At 57.6% G+C, this 19,332-nt stretch carries 17 protein-coding genes; 3 read left to right on the top strand and 14 right to left on the bottom strand.

Annotated features, from left to right (window positions below):
- Window positions 1-13: 13 nt before the first annotated feature.
- The 8 genes from deoB to prfC all read right to left on the bottom strand — a co-directional run bounded on the left by deoB (window position 14) and on the right by prfC (window position 8,663).
- Entirely contained in the window at window positions 14-1,237 is a 1,224-nt protein-coding gene (gene deoB, locus OXR61_RS07755) for a phosphopentomutase (RefSeq protein WP_021507655.1), read from the bottom strand.
- Between the two features lie 94 nt (window positions 1,238-1,331).
- Window positions 1,332-2,654: a thymidine phosphorylase gene (gene deoA / locus OXR61_RS07750; RefSeq protein WP_021507656.1), complete on the bottom strand. Its 1,323-nt coding sequence runs from the start codon at window positions 2,652-2,654 to the stop codon at window positions 1,332-1,334.
- Between the two features lie 111 nt (window positions 2,655-2,765).
- Entirely contained in the window at window positions 2,766-3,545 is a 780-nt protein-coding gene (gene deoC / locus OXR61_RS07745) for a deoxyribose-phosphate aldolase (RefSeq protein WP_267411668.1), read from the bottom strand.
- Between the two features lie 414 nt (window positions 3,546-3,959).
- Entirely contained in the window at window positions 3,960-4,736 is a 777-nt protein-coding gene (locus OXR61_RS07740; protein WP_021507658.1) for a TatD family hydrolase, read from the bottom strand.
- Window positions 4,733-5,785, bottom strand: a complete 1,053-nt coding sequence (locus OXR61_RS07735) for a DUF6363 domain-containing protein (RefSeq protein WP_031279725.1) — start codon at window positions 5,783-5,785, stop codon at window positions 4,733-4,735. The genes OXR61_RS07740 and OXR61_RS07735 overlap by 4 nt, the downstream gene beginning before the upstream one ends.
- A 178-nt stretch (window positions 5,786-5,963) precedes the next feature.
- Window positions 5,964-6,125 (bottom strand): DUF1328 domain-containing protein, encoded by a 162-nt coding sequence (locus OXR61_RS07730; protein WP_007893192.1) that lies wholly within the window; start codon window positions 6,123-6,125, stop codon window positions 5,964-5,966.
- 98 nt (window positions 6,126-6,223) lie between these two features.
- Window positions 6,224-6,814 carry a molecular chaperone OsmY gene (osmY, locus tag OXR61_RS07725; protein WP_021507660.1) on the bottom strand — a complete coding sequence of 197 codons (591 nt, stop codon included), beginning with the start codon at window positions 6,812-6,814 and terminating at the stop codon, window positions 6,224-6,226.
- A gap of 259 nt (window positions 6,815-7,073) precedes the next feature.
- Complete coding sequence (gene prfC, locus OXR61_RS07720; RefSeq protein WP_021507661.1) at window positions 7,074-8,663, bottom strand: peptide chain release factor 3; 1,590 nt, start codon at window positions 8,661-8,663, stop codon at window positions 7,074-7,076.
- 315 nt (window positions 8,664-8,978) lie between these two features.
- Between prfC and OXR61_RS07715 the strand changes: the two genes are divergently transcribed.
- Window positions 8,979-9,593, top strand: a complete 615-nt coding sequence (locus OXR61_RS07715; protein ID WP_267411657.1) for a hypothetical protein — start codon at window positions 8,979-8,981, stop codon at window positions 9,591-9,593.
- Window positions 9,594-9,599: 6 nt separating this feature from the next.
- On the opposite strand, the gene OXR61_RS07710 is transcribed toward OXR61_RS07715, so the two are convergent.
- The 3 genes from OXR61_RS07710 to OXR61_RS07700 are packed head-to-tail and all read right to left on the bottom strand — an operon-like array spanning window position 9,600 to window position 11,845.
- Window positions 9,600-10,703 (bottom strand): M20 peptidase aminoacylase family protein, encoded by a 1,104-nt coding sequence (locus tag OXR61_RS07710; protein WP_267411656.1) that lies wholly within the window; start codon window positions 10,701-10,703, stop codon window positions 9,600-9,602.
- Between the two features lie 10 nt (window positions 10,704-10,713).
- Window positions 10,714-11,187 carry a YjiG family protein gene (locus OXR61_RS07705; RefSeq protein ID WP_021507664.1) on the bottom strand — a complete coding sequence of 158 codons (474 nt, stop codon included), beginning with the start codon at window positions 11,185-11,187 and terminating at the stop codon, window positions 10,714-10,716.
- Window positions 11,177-11,845, bottom strand: coding sequence for a nucleoside recognition domain-containing protein (locus tag OXR61_RS07700; RefSeq protein WP_267411655.1), 669 nt, complete (start codon window positions 11,843-11,845; stop codon window positions 11,177-11,179). The genes OXR61_RS07705 and OXR61_RS07700 overlap by 11 nt, the downstream gene beginning before the upstream one ends.
- Window positions 11,846-12,302: 457 nt before the next feature.
- Between OXR61_RS07700 and ftnA the strand changes: the two genes are divergently transcribed.
- Complete coding sequence (ftnA, locus tag OXR61_RS07695) at window positions 12,303-12,809, top strand: non-heme ferritin (RefSeq protein WP_021507666.1); 507 nt, start codon at window positions 12,303-12,305, stop codon at window positions 12,807-12,809.
- A 64-nt stretch (window positions 12,810-12,873) separates the two neighbouring features.
- Here the strand turns inward: ftnA and OXR61_RS07690 are convergent, their stop codons facing one another.
- The gene (locus OXR61_RS07690; RefSeq protein ID WP_241798025.1) at window positions 12,874-15,717 is read right to left on the bottom strand and encodes a bifunctional diguanylate cyclase/phosphodiesterase; all 2,844 of its coding nucleotides are present in this window, start codon (window positions 15,715-15,717) and stop codon (window positions 12,874-12,876) included.
- A 256-nt stretch (window positions 15,718-15,973) separates the two neighbouring features.
- Complete coding sequence (locus OXR61_RS07685; protein WP_267411654.1) at window positions 15,974-17,677, bottom strand: GNAT family N-acyltransferase; 1,704 nt, start codon at window positions 17,675-17,677, stop codon at window positions 15,974-15,976.
- A gap of 274 nt (window positions 17,678-17,951) precedes the next feature.
- Between OXR61_RS07685 and OXR61_RS07680 the strand changes: the two genes are divergently transcribed.
- Window positions 17,952-18,572 carry a response regulator transcription factor gene (locus OXR61_RS07680; protein ID WP_021507669.1) on the top strand — a complete coding sequence of 207 codons (621 nt, stop codon included), beginning with the start codon at window positions 17,952-17,954 and terminating at the stop codon, window positions 18,570-18,572.
- Between the two features lie 44 nt (window positions 18,573-18,616).
- Here the strand turns inward: OXR61_RS07680 and OXR61_RS07675 are convergent, their stop codons facing one another.
- A complete protein-coding gene (locus OXR61_RS07675) occupies window positions 18,617-19,321 on the bottom strand; it encodes a proteasome-type protease (protein ID WP_031279727.1) in 705 nt (234 codons plus the stop codon).
- Between the last annotated feature and the right edge of the window lie 11 nt (window positions 19,322-19,332).

The following is a 19,332-nucleotide window of genomic DNA, read 5'->3' as shown; positions in this document are numbered from 1 at the left end:
AGTGGTGGCTGTTTTACAGCAAGCTTTTGCCGTAGTCCATGCTGGACAGGCCAAAATAGCTGGCGATAGTCTGGCCGATATCGGCGAAGGTATCGCGGTAACCCAGCGAGCCCGGTTTTACTTCTGGACCGTAGATCAGAATCGGGATGTGCTCGCGCGTGTGCTCGGTGCCATGCCAGCTCGGATCGCAGCCGTGGTCAGCGGTGAGAATCAGGATATCACCCTCTTTCACCAACGCCATCAGCTCCGGCAGACGGCGGTCAAACAGCTCCAGCCCACCGGCATAACCGGCGATATCGCGGCGATGGCCCCAGGTCGAGTCAAAATCGACGAAGTTGGTGAACACAATTGAGTTGTCCGGCGCCTTCTTCATCTGCTCAATGGTGGCGTCAAACAGCGCATCCAGACCGGTGGCTTTAACTTTTTGCGTGATGCCCTGCTCCGCGTAGATATCAGCGATTTTACCCACTGAAATCACTTCACCGCCCTTCTCATCCACCAGCTTTTTCAGCATGGTTGGTGCCGGTGGTTCGACCGCCAGATCGTGACGGTTACCGGTGCGCTGGAAGTTACCGGCTTTATCGCCGACAAACGGACGCGCAATCACACGGCCAATGTTATAGCCGCCGTTGGTCAGCTCTTCACGCGCGATTTCACACAGCGCGTACAGGCGATCGAGGCCAAAGGTCTCTTCATGACAGGCAATCTGGAACACCGAATCTGCCGAGGTGTAGAAAATCGGCTTGCCGCTTTTCATGTGCTCCTCGCCCAGCTGGTCAAGAATTACCGTGCCGGAGGAGTGGCAGTTGCCGAGGTAGCCCGGCAGATCGGCGCGTTTTACCAGCGTATCCAGCAGCTCCTGCGGGAAGCTGTTCTCTTTGTCGCTGAAGTAGCCCCAGTCAAACAGCACCGGCACCCCGGCGATTTCCCAGTGGCCGGACGGCGTATCTTTGCCCGAAGAGAGTTCGCTGGCGTAGGCGTACGCGCCGATAATTTCCGCCTGCGGATCCAGTCCCGGCGGGAAGCGGCCGGTAGAGAGTTCCGCCGCTTTGCCAAGGCCGAGCGCGGTCATGTTGGGCAGATGCAGCGGACCTTCGCGGCCTTCATTGGCGCGGCCTTCAAAGCACGCTTCGGCGATATGGCCGAGCGTATCCGATCCTTCATCACCGAATTTATCGGCGTCTTTGCTGGAACCAATCCCGAAGGAGTCGAGAACCATAATAAAAGCACGTTTCATGCAAGTCTCCTGCGCCATAGCGCGATGACAAGTCAAAAAAAAGCGATCAGATCAGTATACCCGAACGGCCGCTGCCTGGCACGCAGTTACGCCACTATTCGCTGATGCGGCGATACACCACCGGCATGGCCTCCGGAGCGTGGTCGCTGAGCGTTATCGCCGCTTTCACTGCCGCAGCGGCCTGCTGCCACTGTGCTTCCGACGCGGCATGAATCACCGCCAGCGGCTGCTGCGCATTTACTTCACTGCCCAGCGTGATCATGTCGCTGAGGCCCACGCTGTAATCAATGCTGTCGCTGGCGCGCTGACGGCCACCGCCCAGCGCCACCACCGCCATGCCCAGCGCCCGCGTGTCCATGGTGCTGACGATGCCGGGACGATCGGCGTACACCGCTTTGCTCAGCATCGGTGCCGGCAGGTAGCGGTCCATCTGCTCGATGAAATCCGTCGGGCCGTTCTGCGCCGCCACCATGCGGGCAAACACCTCAGCCGCTTTACCGTTATCCAGCACCTGCTGCAATTTTTGCCGCGCTTCGGCTTCGTTCGCCGCCAGTTTGCCGGAGATCAGCATCTCAGCGCACAGCGCCAGCGTGACCTCCAGCAGCCGCGGATTGCGCGCCTCACCGGTGAGGAAATGCACTGCTTCGCGCACTTCCAGCGCATTACCGGCGCTCGACGCCAGCACCTGATTCATGTCGGTGAGCAGCGCGGTAGTTTTGCATCCCGCACCGTTGGCGACGCCGACAATCGCCTGCGCCAGCTGCTGCGAGGCCTCAAAGGTTGGCATAAACGCCCCGGATCCGACTTTGACATCCATCACCAGCGCGTCTAATCCTTCGGCTAATTTTTTGGCGAGGATCGAGGCGGTGATCAGCGGAATAGAATCCACAGTGGCGGTGATATCGCGCGTGGCGTAGAACCGCTTATCCGCCGGCGCCAGCGAATTGGTCTGACCGATAATGGCAACGCCGACCTGTTTGATGATCTGACGGAAGCGATCGTCGCTGGGGAAGATATCGAAGCCGGGAATGGCTTCCAGCTTATCCAGCGTGCCGCCGGTGTGGCCGAGGCCGCGCCCGGAAATCATTGGCACGTAGCCGCCGCAGGCCGCCACCATCGGACCCAGCATCAGCGAAGTGACATCGCCCACGCCGCCGGTCGAATGTTTATCAACAATCGGTCCGTTGAGATTCAGCGCCTGCCAGTTGAGCACCGTGCCGGAATCGCGCATCGCCATGGTCAGCGCCACGCGCTCTTCCAGGTTCATGTCGTGAAAATAAATCGTCATCGCCAGCGCGGCGATTTGCCCTTCAGACACGCTGTTATCACGCACGCCGTTGATGAAAAAGCGGATTTCCGCTTCGCTCAGCGGCTGGCCGTCGCGTTTTTTACGAATAATTTCTTGTGGCAGGAACAAGGTTGCCTCCCCGGAAAAGCGATGTATCGCTGAATGACAGCCGCCAGCTGCGCGGCAATGCGCACCTGACGGCAGTAACACCGTGGGCCGCCATTGTGGCGACCGCGTGGATCAATAACCGGCTTTGCTGGTCGCCGTAGCGTGGCCCAGGGTATTCAGCAGGCTGGCTAACAGGCTGGAAGCGCCGAAGCGGAAATGACGCGCATCCGCCCAGCCGCTGCCGAGGATATCGTCGGCCAGCTGCAGGTAGATAGCGGCATCTTCCGCCGTGCGTACGCCGCCAGCCGGTTTGAAGCCCACCTGCTGCTGCACGCCTTTGTCACGGATTACCTGCATCATGATCGCCGCCACCTCTGGCGTGGCGTTGACCGGCACTTTACCGGTAGAGGTTTTGATGAAATCCGCGCCGGCATCGATCGCGATTTCGGACGCCGCACGAATCAGCGCTTCCTCTTTCAGCTCGCCGGTTTCAATGATCACTTTCAGCAGCACGTTCGCCGCCGCACAGGCCTCTTTACAAGCTTTTACCAGCGCAAAGCCAACGTCACGATTACCGGCAATCAGCGCACGGTACGGGAACACCACGTCAACTTCATCCGCGCCATAGGCGATTGCCGCACGGTTTTCCGCCAGCGCGATGTCGATGTCGTCGTTACCGTGCGGGAAGTTAGTGACGGTCGCGATACGAATTTCCGGCGTGCCCTGCTCGCGCAGCGTTTTACGTGCAACCGGGATAAAGCGCGGATAGATACAGATCGCCGCCGTGTTACCGGCCGGTGATTTCGCCTGATGGCACAGCGCAATCACTTTTTCATCGGTGTCGTCTTCATTCAGGGTGGTCAGGTCCATCAGTTGCAGCGCGCGCTGCGCGGCCGCGTTCAGATCGGTCATGGTGCTCTCCAAAGTCAGGCCGGTGAAAATCTGCTCACCGGAGAATGTGATAATTATAACAACCCACGCCGTGTGGAATTGCGAGGTTTGTCACAAGGAAAAGGAAACCGCGCTCTGATATACATGAATTTAGCGATTTTAATCACATTAAATCGCTATTTTGCCGAACAGCGCGGTATGATGCGATTGTGATTATTATCACAAATGTTGCCGCAAAAAGGTATCGGATATCGTTAAAGCGTAGTTAATTTGCGACAGAGCGGGAGTTGTCAGCACATCATCAGAAGTGGCAGAGGCGTTGCAGCGACGCGATTCATCGCGCAAGAAATTGCGCCGCTGGCACAATTGCAACGGCCATTAACCGTGACGGCGCTATTAGATGAAGTGAGGTGACGGCAGGCGCAGGATCAATACTCAATCCGGCAGGGCGAACAAACGCAGGCTGTTGTGCCACAGCGCATCGGCGATCTCATCGGGCGGTTCCGGGCGCAGCTGGCACAATACTTCGAACACATTACGCGCGCGCTCCGGGCGATTTGGCTGGCCCTGAAAACCGTGCAGCGGCATATCCGGCGCATCGGTTTCCAGCAGCAGCGCCTGCAATGGCAGGCTGGCGATGGTGTGGCGGGTTTTGCTGGCGCGCGTATAGGTAATGGTGCCGCCGACACCAATCGCGTAGCCAAGCGCGATGAAACGCTCCGCCTGCTGCTGGCTGCCGGCAAAGCCGTGCACCACGCCGCGTCGCGGCACGTCGTGACGGCGCAGATGCTGCGCCAGCTGATCGTGCGTACGTCGCGAATGCAGGATCACCGGCAAATCATAGCGCCTTGCCAGCTTCAGCTGCGCCTCCAGCAGCCGGGTTTGCCGCGCAAAATCCGGCGCTTCCATATACAGATCCAGCCCGATTTCCCCGATCGCCACGCGTTTTACATCCGGCGTTTGCAGGTACTGCTCAAGGCGATCGAGATCGTCATCCTGATGTTGCGCAATATTGATCGGGTGCAGCCCGAGCGCGCTATACAGCGCCGGATGCTGCTGCGCCAGCTGGCTCACCACGGCAAAACGGCTGGCATCCACGCACGGCACGATGATGCGTTCCACGCCCGCCTGCGCCGCCTGCGCGATACTCTGTTCGGCAGCGGTGACAAATGGCGGAAAATCAAAGTGGCAGTGGGTGTCGATAAATCTCATGCCAGCGATCCTGCATCGTAGTCGGCGTCATTGCCCGCCAGCGGCGGCGTGCTGACCGGCCGGTTATCCGGCGCGTTGGCGACGGCGGCTGGCGGCGTCACGGCAATCGGTCGCGCCAGCGGTTCAGCATCGCTCAGCCACTGGCCCAGCGTCGCCAGGAAATAGCGCCCGCTGCGGCGGCCCAGATGATAATCCTGATTCAGCGACGCCAGACGACTGCCCAGCGCCATGCTGGCCAGCGGCTTAGGCGGAAAGATTTCAATGATGCGCAGATTATCCGGCGGCTGTTCAATAAACTGCTGAATCTGGCGGTAGCTCTCTTCGTGCTGATGCAGGATATTGATCATCGGCTGCAGGGCGCTGTCGCTCAGCCAGCGCTCCATGCGTTTAAACCACTTCGGCGTATACGCCATCTGTGACGGCACGGTACGGATCACTACAATGGTATCGGCGCCACGCCGCGCCGCTTCGCGCACCGGAATGGCGTCACTGATGCCACCGTCGAGATAGCTCACGCCATCCATCAGCACGCCGCTGCGGTAGAAACCGGGGATCGCGCTGGAAGCCTTAATGATGTCATGCCAGGTCAGGTTGGTGGGATTGAAATACTGCGCGCTGTAATCATCGCTGCGGCAGGCGCACATGTAAAATTCGCTGCCTTTGGCAAACAGGCTTTCAGCGCTGCTCAGCGCCAGCGGGAACTCCTGTTTAGTGATATCCACCAGCCAGTCGAGATCGATTAGGTGGCCACCGCGCACAAAACGCAGCGGATCGAAAAACAGTTTACTGGTGGTGTAACGGGTGATCACGCGCCGCGCATAACCGGGCTGAGCACAGACAAAAGCTGAGAGGTTTTGTGCACCGGCTGAGGTGCCGAGCATTAACTGAAAGGGGTTAAACCCTGCGCGCTGAAATTCATCCAGTACGCCCGCCGTGAAGATGCCGCGTTGCCCGCCGCCTTCGCAGACCAGCGCGATTTTTTTGGATTTGAATGGCGTGAGTGCCAGTGGCTCAAAGGTGTCCAGCGACACCGGGATGCGTATTCCCAATGGATGTCCCTCAGTGTTTGCTGCTCTGAGGGAGGCGCTCAATCAGCATCCCGGAGAACCAGTCATTGTCGTTCCCTGACCAACCGCATCCTGCAATCGTCGCGGCGCACCTTCAATGGTGGCAATGACTGGCCTCCGCTTTATGTGACTAGCGGGTTAACATGGTTAACGCAGTGGGTCAGGGTCGTTTGCGCCCGGTAAACAGGCTCACGAGGAACAGAATAATACCGACAATAAAGACAATTTTAGCTGCCCATGCTGCCGTACCCGCCAGACCGCCAAAACCTAATGCTGCAGCAATCAGAGCGATGACCAGAAAGATAATACCCCAACGAAACATAAGCCTCTCCTTTACCATAGTGAAAATCGAACTGCTTATTCTTCACATCACTGTTTTTAATACGGAACGGCACCGTTGGTGATGCCGTTCCGGTTGCGTTAAGATTTCACCTTGAGGTCATTCTTCACGCTTTTCACGCCTTCAATGGCTTTGGCGATCTTCTCAGCCCGATCGGACTGGGCCTGATTCGCCACTTCCCCGGACAGCTGTACCACGCCATCGGTGGTTTCCACCTTCACGTTGCGCGATGGCACAATGTCATCTGCTAAAAGTTTAGCTTTTATTTCACTGGTGGTTGCTGCATCACCTGCATAACCTTTCAATGAACTCTGTTTGCTGTCTCTGACGTGTAGTTTGTCGCTGACGGATTTAACCCCTTCCACCTTCTGCACCAGCGCCACAGCCTTCTCGGCCTGGTCCTGCGAGGTGACAAAACCGCTCAGCGTCACGACGCCTTGCTGCGTTTTTACTGAGATATCCGTACTTTTAATCGCTTCATCGTCCACCAGCGCGGCTTTGGCTTTGGCGGTGATGCCGCTGTCATCCATAAAGCCATCGACTTTTTTCATAGAACTATCGATTTTGGAACCCGCGCTGCTGCTGGTATCAGCCGCCATTGCCGCGCCGCTTAACAGCGCAGTACCGGCCAGTGCAGCAATCAGGGTTTTAGCAATCTTAGTCTTATTCATCGATATCATCCTTCTATCAGTTAACCCACTCGCAACCGCGAATGCGCCAGCAACACACCACGTTGCTGCGTGATGGACGTAATCAGACCCACAGGTCCGTTTTCTCGTCCGACAGAATAATCATAGTAGGGATTACAGCTTTTGCTGGCTTTTGTGGTTGATATCTCGCCAAAAAGCGATAACCGCAGCGCAATTAAGAGGAGTCTGTATCGGAGAAAACCGGGCGGCAGAAAGCAGCAGCCCGGTGAAGACGGCGAACTTAGTGTTCGCGCGTTTTACGGAAGGTCACGTCAGGATAGCGCTCCTGCGTGATGTTGAGGTTGACCATGGTCGGGGCGATATAGGTGAGGTTGTCACCGCCATCGAGCGCCAGGTTGATCTCGTTTTTGCGCTGGAAATCGTCAAACTTCTTCGCGTCGCTGCACTCAACCCAGCGGGCGGTCGACACGTTGATGGCCTCGTAAATCGCCTCAACGTTGTACTCGCTCTTGAGACGCGCCACGACCACATCAAACTGCAGCACGCCCACCGCACCCACGATCAGATCGTTGTTGTGCACCGGACGGAACACCTGCACGGCGCCCTCTTCCGACAGCTGGACCAGCCCTTTCAGCAGCTGTTTCTGCTTCAGCGGATCGCGCAGGCGAATGCGACGGAACAGTTCCGGGGCGAAGTTCGGAATACCGGTGAACTTCATGGTTTCGCCCTGGGTGAAGGTGTCGCCAATCTGGATAGTGCCGTGGTTATGCAGGCCGATGATATCGCCCGGATAAGCTTCTTCAACGTGCGAACGGTCGCCCGCCATGAAGGTCAGCGCATCGGAGATCACCACATCTTTACCGGTACGCACCTGACGCAGCTTCATGCCCTTCTCATATTTGCCGGACACCACGCGCATAAAGGCCACGCGGTCACGGTGTTTCGGGTCCATGTTGGCCTGAATCTTAAACACGAAGCCGCTGAACTTCTCCTCTTTGGCTTCGACTTTGCGGGTATCGGTCTGGCGCGGCATTGGCGCCGGCGCCCAGGCAACCAGACCATCCAGCATGTGATCGACACCAAAGTTGCCCAGCGCGGTACCAAAGAACACCGGCGTAATTTCGCCGCTCAGGAACAGCTCTTTGTCGAACTCGTGCGATGCGCCCTGCACCAGCTCCAGCTCGTCGCGCAGCTGCTGCGCCAGCTCTTCGCCGACGGCCGCGTCCAGTTCCGGGTTCGCCAGCCCTTTTACCACGCGCACTTCCTGAATCGTGTGGCCTTTGCCGCTCTGATACAGGTAAGTTTCATCGTTGTAGAGGTGATACACGCCTTTGAACAGCTTGCCGCAGCCAATCGGCCAGGTGATCGGCGCACAGGCGATTTTCAGCTCGCTCTCGACCTCATCCAGCAGTTCCATCGGATCGCGAATGTCGCGGTCCAGTTTGTTCATAAAGGTGATGATCGGCGTGTCGCGCAGACGGGTCACTTCCATCAGCTTGCGGGTACGATCCTCAACCCCTTTCGCGGCGTCGATCACCATCAGGCAGCAGTCCACCGCCGTCAGCGTACGGTAGGTATCTTCCGAGAAGTCTTCGTGCCCGGGGGTATCCAGCAGGTTAACCAGGCTGTCGCGATACGGGAACTGCATCACCGAGGTGGTGATGGAGATACCGCGCTGCTTCTCCATCTCCATCCAGTCTGATTTGGCATGCTGGCTGGAGCCGCGACCTTTGACGGTACCGGCGGTCTGGATCGCCTGTCCGAACAGCAGGACTTTTTCGGTAATTGTGGTTTTACCGGCGTCCGGGTGCGAGATGATCGCAAAGGTACGACGGCGCGCCACTTCTTCTAAAAAGGGAGCAATAGACATGAGTGAATTCTTCTTCAGGGCAACGCGCGAGCGGCGCGCTGCGAATAAATCATTCCGGAGCCAGTCCGGCGGATAACGGTGCCAATGGCGACGCATGCGCGTCGGGTCACAGCAGGGTGTGTGCGATCTACATTGGCGGCAGTCCGGTTATCCCATCAGCATTGAGGCGGCATAGCATACAATATTTCAGCAGGCGGGGGAATCTGCGGCAGGATGAGACGATGCTCGCGCAGTTCAGGACATGTCTTGTAAACACTAAGCGATGTGTGGCTGAGAATGCCTGTCCGGAACCGTCACCCCGGCAAGGACAGCAAAATGACTCTACAGCTTAACCCACATACCTACAGCCCGTCGCACCGAAACGCCGCCCTGGCGTCGCCCGCGCAGATGTACTGCAAACCCGGCGAGATGCTGCTGATGAATGCGCCGGATAACCCAGTCGTGCCTGCCACCGGCCGCACTGATTTTTCCCGCAGCAGCCTGCCGGCGCACCTGCATTATCTGCTCACGCCGCGTCCCGGTTTTTCTGCCGGTCAGCATTTTGTCCCGGAGTATCCGTACATGCTGGACGCCGCGCTGTCGGTCACTGCACGCCGGGGCGCGGTGTCGTTAGCACCGTATCACGCCGACAGTGACAAGTGCGCGCTGGTGATTGAGCGGCAGACGCTGGTGAAGTTTGATCTGCCGCCGCTGCACGATTTGGTGCTGAGCTACATCGGTCTCAACACCTACTTTAGCGAAGTGCGCTTCTACAACCGTGCCGGACGCATCGTGGCGTTTCGTCGCCTGAACGCCAGCAAAAAGCGCCACGAAGTGTTCTGCTTCGCCGGCATGAAGCCGGTCTCACTCGTGATTGAGACCAGCCAGCACAGCTCGATTTTGCTCGATGAGATGGTGTGGAATCAGACCGTGGGCACGGGCGCGCGCTGAGGCGCGTTATCCCAGCATGCGCACCACCGCCGCCTTGAAGATCTTCACGCCGATCTCCAGCGAACTCAGCTCAAAGCGCATCTGCGGATGGTGCAGTCCCGGCACCAGATTGGTTCCCAGCCCCCAGAAACCGGCTTTCACCTGCGGATTTTTCACCGGATAGTAGAAGAAATCCTCGCTGCCCGGCGTGGTTTTCGCCGCCAGTAATCCCTGCTCGCCGAGCACATCGACAATCGCGGCGCTCAGCAGCGCGGTGGCATCAGCATCAATTTCCGCCGCCGGCATCTCTTTCAGCACCACCACTTCAGCGGTTGCGCCCAGCGCGGCCACGCTGTGCTGAATCGCCTGGCTGACTTTCTCTTTGAGCAGTTCCATCGGCGCGTTCTCCTGCGAACGCAGATCCCACACCACGCGCGCCTCGTCCGGCACCGAGTTGGTCACGCCGGCGTCGCACAGGAAGCGCGTCGCTTTTACGCTCCAGGTGAGGCCCGGTGCCAGATGAATGCTGTTCACCGCCTGCACCGCCTGGACTGCTGCATCAAGTGCGTTGACGCCGAGATGCGGTCGCGCGGCATGGGCCGGAACACCTTTAATGGTGGCCTCCAGCGTGCTGCACGCTGAATAGATCACCGCAGGCGTCGCCTGCCCGACCTGGCACTCCTCCAGCGGGCGCAAATGGAAGCCGAGGATCATCTCCACGTCATCCAGCGCGCCGCCCTCAATCATCGCCAGCGCGCCGGCCCCCAGCTCTTCAGCCGGCTGGAACAGCAGCTTCAGCCGCCCTTTTTTAATAGCGCCTTCCTGCAGCAACTCCTGCGCGGCGGTCAGCACCACCGACGAGTGGCCGTCATGGCCGCAGGTATGGCGGGCGCAGGCAACGCCGTCGATCACATGCCCGAGCGCATCCATGTCAGCGCGCAATGCCAGCACCGGGCCCGGCGCGCCGCTGTCGATCTCTGCCACGATGCCGGTGGTCTGGTTGATGCCGCGCGTGACCTTAATGCCAGCCTGTTCCAGCTGGCCGGCGATGTAGGCCGAGGTTTTAACTTCCTGAAACCCCAGCTCGGGGATTTCATGCAGAAAATGGTAGTGGTCGAGAACTCTGGACACCGTTTCGCTCCTAAACAAAAAAACGCATCACGAACATAGCGATAACCGCATTGATAATGCTGGTGAGCATCAGCAGCGGCCAGTATTTTTTCGGCACATCAGCGACGCCCAGCAGGCGGCCCATGTACTGCAACTGCGAACCCATAAGAAAAATCGCCGGCGCGAGGATAGTGATGTCGGTACCGCTCAGCAGGCCTTTCGCCATCAGGCTCACCGCCACCCCGACGCTGGCCGAGGATGACAGCCATGCGGTCAGCAGCACGGTGATCGCCTCGCCGGGCAAACCGAAAATCCCCATCAGCGGTGCAAACGCGTGGCCAAGAAACTGCATGATGCCGAGCAGATTCAGCACTTCCGCCAGTACGTAGGCCATCACCACATTGGGCATCAGATTGTGAATAGCAATATGGAAGCCTTTACGCGCGCCGACAATAAAAATATCAAACGGATTATTATTGACCCGCGTCTGTACGTTATTTGACATCAGCAAAATCCTTTTTATAAACACTGTTTAACACAAAACGGACAAATGCCGCACCGACGAATTTCAGCACAAACATCAGCAGCAGCGGAATAATGATTGGTGCACTCATGGACGCAAATAGCGCCGAACCAATGGCAAAATAATTATTGATCAGTCCGGCACCGGAATATTGCCAGGCGCTCATCACCACCAGCTCTTTTTTACCAATTTGCTGCTGATCCGCCATCTCTTTGGTGAGCGCCGCGCCGGCATCGGTACTTTGCAGATCGGTAATCAGCGCCAGGCCGCAGCGTCCCGGCAACCCCATCAGCGGTTTCAGCAGTGGCGTCAGCAGCGTGTGGGCGGCACGAATCGCGCCGTAGTGGGTGAAAATCTCCAGCACGCCCAGCGCCAGCATCACAGTGGGTGCCAGCGACAGCGCGAACAGGAAGCCGGCTTTGGCGCTGATGCCACCGGCGCCGAGAAAGGTGGAACCTGACTCTTTGATGGTGCCAAAGCTGCCGCCCAGCGTGGTGAAATCAAACGCGCCCAGCCAGCTAAAGCCTTCGACCTTATAAAGCAAACCGGAAAAAAACAGTATTGCCAGTATCAGCGCGAGATAATTTCCGGCGCTCGCCGTGACCGATTGTGGCGCGGCCATGATTTTTTCTTCAGACATCTTTTCTCCTGCTGGCCCTATTTCTGCCAGACGTGGTTGCAATATACGGAACTATTAACCAAGCAGGATTTATGCCAACGCGCACTTTCTTTAATTTCGCTATGGCTAATTTTGTTCAGTAACAAGCAGCAGCCGGAATAAGCGTTTATATCGCTGTGCCAGGTTTATTGCCGGTCGCGCCAGTGCTTATTTTATCGGCGGGTTGACTGGCGAAGAAGTGATCGGTGCGGTTGTGCGCTGCACCGCCAGCAGGCAACGCAGCTGCACTAAAACGGTGCTGCGGACTGTGAATGAAAATTAGTCAAAGTTGAGAATTCTTCGCATTCAACTAGCGGAATAATTCCATTTATAATCAATAAGATAAATTCAACTTTTTTACGAAAAAACCTTCACAAAAAAGTATAGATTGATGCATAATTCGCCGTACTTCACCTGACAAATTAAAAAGGACTCAGCCATGTTAACCGCTGAAATGACCTCACGCCTGAACGACCAGCTCAATCTCGAATTCTTCTCCGCCAACCTCTATCTGCAGATGAGTGCCTGGTGCAGCGACAAAGGCTTCGAAGGTGCCGCCTCGTTCCTGAAAATGCACTCGCGCGAAGAGATGCAGCATATGCAGAAGCTGTTTGACTACGTCAGCGATGCCGGTTCACTGCCGGTGCTGGGCAGCATCGCCGCGCCGGCGGTAAGCTGGAACTCGCTGAATGATGTCCTGGAAGAAGCGCTGAAGCACGAGCAGCTGATCACCAGCAAAATCAACGAGCTGGTGCACGCCGCGCTGACTTCGCAGGATTACTCCACCTTTAACTTCCTGCAGTGGTACGTTGCCGAGCAGCACGAAGAAGAGAAGCTGTTCAAAACCGTGCTGGACAAGCTGGCGCTGGTGGGCAACAAAGGCGAAGGTCTGTTCCTGGTGGACAAAGATCTGGGCCGCATGAACGTCGAAGGCCACGGCCAGTAAAAAAAATAAAGATTATGCACAGCAGCATGCACAACGCCCGACTCCGTCGGGCGTTTTTTTGTGCTTACTCCAGCGCCTTCAGTCTGAGCTCCGACGGCTGTGGCCGGCCAAACAGGTAGCCCTGGAACAGCGTACAGCCCTCTTCGCGCAGGCGGACAAACTGCTCATTATTCTCCACGCCCTCTGCGGTGATCTGAATATCCAGGCTGCGGCTCATGCCGGTAATCGCGCGGATGATCGCCAGCGCCTCGCGGCTGTCGCCCATATCATTGATAAATGACTTGTCGATTTTGATCTTATCGAACGGGAACGAACGCAGATAGCTGAGCGACGAGTAGCCGGTGCCGAAGTCGTCGAGCGCAATCTGCACGCCCAGCGTTTTCAGGCTCTGCAGCGTGCGGATATTGCCGAGCGTATCATCCAGCAGCACCGATTCGGTGATCTCCACCTCCAGCCGATGCGGCGCCAGGCCGGATTCGCGCAGCGCGCCCTCCACCACCGACACCAGCGAGCTGTTCTTAAACTGCAGCGGCGACAGGTTGACCGAGACCGACTGTTCGGTTTCCCAGCTCTGCGCCTCGCGGCAAGCCTCGTACAGCGCATAGGCGCCGAGCATATGGATCAGCCCGGTCTCTTCGGCAATTGGAATGAAGTCATTCGGCATGATCAATCCTTTAATCGGATGATGCCAGCGCATCAGCGCCTCATAGCCAATGATGCCGGTCTCGTTGGTGATCGGCTGATAGTAGAGTTTGAGCTGCCGTCCGGTGATCGCCTCGCGCAGATCGTTCTCGATCACCCGGCGGCTGCGCGCCACATTATCCATCTCCAGCGTAAAGTGCTCATAGCGGTTACGGCCGTTACGCTTGGCTTCATACAGCGCCATGTCGGCGCAGCGCAGCATATGTTCCGGCGTATTGGTGGCCTGCGAAGTCAGCGCGATGCCGACGCTCAGCCCGACCGACAGGTTGTGGCCTTCAACATTCACCGGCGGGCGGATCGCCTCGATCAGGCGCTGCGCCACAATCGCGGCCTCATCGGCATTCCGCACGTTGGGCAGCACGATGGCAAACTCATCGCCACCGATGCGCGCCAGCGTGTCCTGATCGCGCAGTACGCTGCGCAACCGCTTCGCCACCACCCGCAGCAGATCGTCACCGATCTGATGCCCCAGCGCATCGTTCACGTTCTTGAAGTTATCCAGATCGAGACACAGCGTGGCGCTGGTCTGGCCCTGCTGCTGATCGACACGCAGCGCCTCGCTCAGCTTCTGGCGAAACAGGATGCGGTTCGGCAGGCTGGTAAGATTATCGTGATGCGCCATGTGACGAATGCGCGCATCGGCTTCGCGCTGATCGGTGACATCTTCCACAATCAGCATCACGTAATTCTGCCGCATGTCTTTGCCGCTGATGGTAGTGGCGCGGGTGTGCAGCACCCGCTCACCGCCGGCGGTCAGTAACAGCTGCTCGCGCGCGTGAATGCCTTCGCTGCGCAGCGCGATATCCGCCAGGCTGTTGAAGTAATCACTCAGTTCCGCCGACATACATTCGTGCGGCCGCTTATGCATAATCAGCGACTTACTGAAGCCAAACAGCTGCTCGGCTTTGTCATTGACCATCAGGATTTCGCGGCTGATGGCGTCTTCGACGATCACGCAGGAGGGAATGTTGCTGATGATGGTGTCGAGGAAGCCGGAAAGCTCCGACATTTTGGCGCTCTGCGCCTGCGCCAGATCGCGCGCGCGCAGCAGCTGCTGCTCGTGCTCACGCCGCTCGGTGACGTCGCGGGTGATCTTGGCAAAGCCGATCATTTTGCCCTCTTCATCATGAATCGCGTCAATCACCACATGCGCCCAGAAGGCGGAGCCGTCTTTGCGGTAGCGCCAGCCCTCGTCCTCAAAGCGACCGGTTTTCAGCGCGATGCCCAGATTGGCATCCGGCGTGCGCGCCTGACGTTCCGGTGAGCCGTAGAACACGGAGAAGTGCTGGCCCACGATCTCGTCAGCCATGTAGCCTTTGGCGCGCTGCGCGCCGGCGTTCCAGTTCACCACCCGGCCCTGTAAATCCAGCATGTAGATGGCGTAATCCGTCACGCCTTCCACTAACAGGCGGAAGGTTTTCTCGTATTCACGCTGCTTGCGCAGCAGCGCCTGCTGTTCGGTGCAGTCGCGGGTGATTTTGGCATAGCCGATCAGTTTGCCGGCGTCATCGCGAATCGCGTCGATGATCACATGCGCCCAAAAGGCGCTGCCATCTTTGCGATAGCGCCAGCCTTCGTCTTCAAAGCGACCGGTTTTAAACGCGGTGGTCAGGTTGCGTTCCGGGATATGGTTCAGGCGATCCTGTGCGCTGTAGAAGCGCGAGAAGTGCTGACCGACAATTTCTTCGGCCACGTAGCCTTTGGCGCGCTGCGCGCCGGCGTTCCAGTTTTCGACGTTGCCGTCAAGGTCGAGCATGTAGATGGCGTAGTCCGTTACGCCTTCAACCAATAAACGGAAACGCTGCTCCTGTTCCTGTTGTTTACGCTGCTGCGCCTGCTGTTCGGTGCAGTCGCGGGTGATTTTGGCAAAGCCCAGCAATTCGCCGTACTCATCGCGGATGGCGTCGATCACCACGTGCGCCCAGAAGGCGCTGCCGTCCTTGCGATAGCGCCAGCCTTCGGTTTCATAGCGCCCGGTGGCGGTGGCGATGGCCAGACCGCGCTGCGGCGCGCCGTTGCGCCGATCCTCTTCACTGTAAAACAGCGCAAAATTCTTCCCGACAATCTCTTCGGGGGTATAGCCTTTGGCGCGTTGCGCCCCGATGTTCCAGTTAGCCACCGTGCCATCCGGCTTAATCATGTAGATGGCGTAATCCACCACGCTCTGCACCAGTAGCCGGTACATTACGTCTGAGTTATTGTTCATTGTTGTTCGCCTATGCTGGCCTGGTCTCGATGCGCAGTTAAGATAATTCTTAATCTTCAGGCAGACTTAAACGCAAAAGCGCATCGCTTACAAGCGCAAATCATCCGCAGACAAAAGTTGGTAGTGTGGTTATCGGTAGTGGCGAGAAAATGTTCAGTGGGATAGTGGATTTATTGCGCAAAGTTGACAGCACGCCGCGCGGAGATTCTCCGGCGGCGTGCTGTCAGGTGGCATTAACTGACGTCATCTGGCGCGTTCAGGTTAAATGCATGCCGATATAGCGCTCATAACGTGCGGGTTTCACGCGTGACAGATCGACCAGCACCAGACCATCAATGCAGTGATTGAAATCCGGATCGCTGCCGAAATCGATAAACTGCACGCCGCCCGGCTCGCACACTTCCGAATACTGTTTGTACAGCGTCGGAATCGCGGTACCGAGATTAGCCAGCAAATGCTTGAGACGCCGCAAATCGTCGGCGTAGTTATCGCCGGTGAACTGCGCCAGCACCTCCGGCAGCGACGCCGGATAAGGGCGGCGCGATTTCGCCAGCGGCAGATCGGTCGGAAAGTAGAGACGGTAAAACGCCACCAGCAGATCGCGTGCCGCCAGCGGCATGGTGCCGGAGATTGATACCGGGCCAAACAGGTAGCGCGTCTGCGGATAGCGCGCAATGTAAGCGCCGATGCCCATCCATAAATAATCCAGCCCGCGCTTGCCCCAGTAGGCCGGCTGAATGAAGCTGCGCCCCAGTTCCAGCCCCTGCTGAATAATCGGCAGCATGCGCTCGTCATAGTGGAACAGGCTGTCGCTGTAGATGCCCTGCAGCCCGCGTCGCGCCAGCTGCTCGGCGCCGGGAATAAAGCGGTAGGCCCCGACAATCTCCAGCGCCTCGTCATCCCATAAAATCAGGTGATAGTAATCATCGTCATACTTGTCGAGATCGCGCCGCCGGCCGCTGCCCTCGCCCACCGCACGGAAGGCGATTTCGCGCAGCCGGCCCAGTTCACGCAGCAGCGGCACCCAGCTGGCCCCGTTGCGCCGCCACAAATAGATCTGTTTGCCGTCCGGCAGCGTCCCGAGCCGTTCACTCTCCAGCAACCCTTTTTTCAGCTCAGCGCGATCTTCCGGGCGGGCGATGGCGGCTTCAGTAAGAAACAGACCGCGCCGTCCCTGACCGATGCGGTACAGATGCTTGCGCAGCCGCTTCGCCAGCTCTTTGCCCGGCGTATGGCCATCGTGCCAGTTGGCGAAGGGAATCTGCTCGCCGATATGCAGTTTGATGCGCGTGCCGCGCTGGCGGAACATTTCGCGCACCAGCATCAGCAGCGCCAGCGGTGCCGCCACCTTCGCCGCGGCGTAAAACGCCAGGCTGTTACGTCCGACCACGTGCACCGGTACCAGCGGCGCGCGGGCGCGGGCGGCGAGGCGCAGAAAACTATGGTGCCAGTGACGATCGCGCACGCCGCGGCTGGACAGGCGCGAGACTTCACCGGCCGGGAAGATGATCAGCGCGCCCTGATTGTCGAGATGCTGCTGCATGCGCGTCAGCTGCTCGCGGCTGGTGCGGTTGCCCATGTTATCCACCGGCAGCATCAGGTTGTTGATGGGCTCCAGCATCATCAGCATGCGGTTGGCAACGATTTTCACGTCGCGCCGCACCTGCGATACTGCCGCCAGCAGCGCCAGGCCGTCCAGCGCGCCAAGCGGATGGTTGGCGACGATCACTACCGGCCCGTGCGTCGGGATCTGTTCAAGGTCGCGTTCGCTGAGCTCACAGCGCACATCCAGGTGTTCCAGCACCTGCTCCACCATATCCACCCCTTTCAGATGCGGATAGCGCTGGGCAAAGTCCTGAAACTCCTGTTCACGCACCGCCCACTTCAGCAGGCTTTTCTGCCAGTGCGCTGGCTGCTGGCCTGGCCAGTAAGTATTGAGAAGCTGGTCAACGGAAAACATGGTGCACCTTTTTATACGCAGCGGTTTATTCCCCTGACGTTAAAACGGCTTGTTTTCAGATTTATGACCACGGCAGATGCGGACAGGAAAAAGTATCGGCGCGCTTTGTGCTGGCGCATAAAAAAGTCAAATTTACCTTAAATGAGAATTTTCCAGACAGGACTTAAATCTTATTCTTAAGACCCATGAATTAATCTGGTCACACCTCTGCTAATGAATTTTCATCGGTGTTTATTCCTTGCGTTCTTTTTTTGTTTATTTTTGGACTACACATATGATTCATTCGGTATTTATAGTTGATGACCACCCATTAATCTGTGCGGGTATTCAGGCACTGCTGCACGCTTATGACTATTCGGTTGCGGGCATTGCCAACAAAGGCGATTTATTGATTAGCGAATTACATCATGCGCAGCCAGACGTGGTGCTGCTGGACCTGACCATGCCCGGCCGCGCGGGCATTCCGCTGATTGCCGACATTAAACGTATTTTGCCGCAGCAAAAAATCATTGTTTTTACCGCCTCAGAAAGCCTGTTTTATCAACGCTGTTGCCTGCAGTTAGGGGTAGAAGGCTATGTGTGTAAACGCGGCGATTTGGAAACTTTATTGACAGCAATAAAAGAAGTCGAGCGCGGAAAACGTTTTTATCCGGTCACGCACAGTGCGGCGGATGCCGCCGAGCTGATTGAAAGCGAGAAATTGATGAGTTTAACGCGCCGCGAATTGATTGTGCTGGTGAAACTGGCCTCCGGGATGAGTAATAAAGAGATCGCCTCACAATTACAGCTGAGCAGTAAAACCATCAGCACTTATAAAATTAAAATTCTGCGTAAGCTCGGCCTGAAAGGGATTAGCGGAATTAATACGGCGGCGCGCGCCAATGAGCTGGTGTGAGTCAAACCCGGCCCGGTCCGCCAGCGTGACGACCGGGCAGCAGGTCAGAGCTTGAGCGGCGGCAGCTGAGAGAATACGCTCAGCAACCCTTTGCTCCACAGCTGGCGGATCTGGGAAAAGTAGGGATGCTGTTCGGTGATGTGGTACTGCTCGCTGTCGCTGAAGCTGTCGCTGTGGTAAACCATCGCGTCGAGCGGCAGGCCGACGGAGATGTTACTCGCCAGCGTCGAATCCATGGAGATCAGCGCACACTGCATCGCCTGGCTGAGCGAGGTCTCATAGCGCAGCACGCGATCAATTATTGGCTTACCGTATTTGCTCTCACCAATCTGGAAGTACGGCGTGTCGACGCTGGCTTCAATAAAGTTGCCCTGCGGATAGATCTGGAACAGCCGCGGCTCTTCGCCGCGAATCTGCCCGCCCAGCAGCAGCGTGCCGCCAAACTCCTCGCCGTCGCGCGCAATCACTTCACGCAGCGTGGCGCCCACCAGCAGCGCAATGTCGTACAGCGAACGCCCATTGAGCAGATTAGGTTGTTCGCTGTCGTTGCAGTTGCGCCGCAGCAGGCTCATCACGCTCTGCGTCGTTGCCAGATTGCCGGCGCTTTGCAGCACCAGCGTGCGCTCATCATCCACCTGAAACACATGCAGTTTGCGAAACGAGGAGATATGATCCACGCCCGCATTGGTGCGTGAATCCGAGACAAAAATCATCCCGGCCGATAAACGCATTGCCACACAATAAGTCATAGTTACGCCTG

Source organism: Pantoea sp. GM_Pan_4 (assembly GCF_026541005.1).
In the GTDB taxonomy this organism is placed as follows: domain Bacteria; phylum Pseudomonadota; class Gammaproteobacteria; order Enterobacterales; family Enterobacteriaceae; genus Pantoea; species Pantoea dispersa.
This window is presented reverse-complemented; position numbering and strand designations above follow the sequence as displayed.